This is a genomic window from Paenibacillus farraposensis, assembly GCF_020736845.1.
Classification (GTDB): Bacteria; Bacillota; Bacilli; order Paenibacillales; family Paenibacillaceae; genus Paenibacillus; species Paenibacillus farraposensis.
On record NZ_JAFFQR010000065.1, the window covers coordinates 1 to 857 of the forward strand.

Consider the following 857-nt stretch of genomic DNA (forward strand, 5'->3'; position numbering starts at 1 on the left):
GGGTTAGTTCTTGCTCAGACATTTCTACGCCGCTACCTTGCACATGTTGCCATACCTTCACATTCGGCTGTCCATTCGCGTGGCGTTGTTGTCGTAGCGAATCTGTCACATAGGCATCTTGTTCGCGGTGTGTTGGTAGATACAACTCCACTTGTTCCCCAATCTCAGGCATATCGTACCAGCCGCTATGTTCTTCTGCGACATATCTAGTCGCCACAGGGAACCAGCAGGCTTTGGCAGGATCTTGCTTCGGGTCGATGTCCAGTTGAAGCTGCACAAAGTCCTGCTGTACCTTGAGCACCGTTCCTGACAATGAAATTCCGGTGGCCTGATCGTTTTCGTAACGTGCATAGCGAATATCCTGTTCGGCTTGAAGATCATAACGGGTACGGAGTAAGCCATCTGCTAAGGTTGTCACTGCTCGAACCACGACCAGTTCTTTTCCTTGTCCGATCGGTAACGTGATGAGATCACCCAGCGCATAGTATTGCAGACTTTCAATCATATAGGTGATATACGAGCCAGCACGTTGTTCTCCTAGCTTTTCCGTATCCAGTTCATGAAACGTTTTCCGTACCCGATAGAATACATCCCGTTCCACCTTATGCTGCTTGCCTTCCGGCATCCCGAAGAAAACCTTGGGCGAGGCTGCGGTTACCTCTGGCACAAGTACGGAACCAAAGCGAGAAGCAAGGCGCTTTAAAAATGCCCAATCGGTCTCATCATATTGTAAAACAAATGTCTCCAGTTTGGCATAGTTCGTTACGGTATCAATGGCATCTCCATACTGATATTTTCGAATCATCGTAGTGACCAGATCATCATAAGTGCGGTGAATATCTTGATAGGAGCGTCTT

General features: G+C 48.2%; 1 pseudogene. It reads right to left on the reverse strand.

Going from position 1 to position 857, the window contains the following annotated elements:
* Window positions 1-857: pseudogene (locus JO375_RS25230) on the reverse strand (hypothetical protein); the annotation flags it as partial.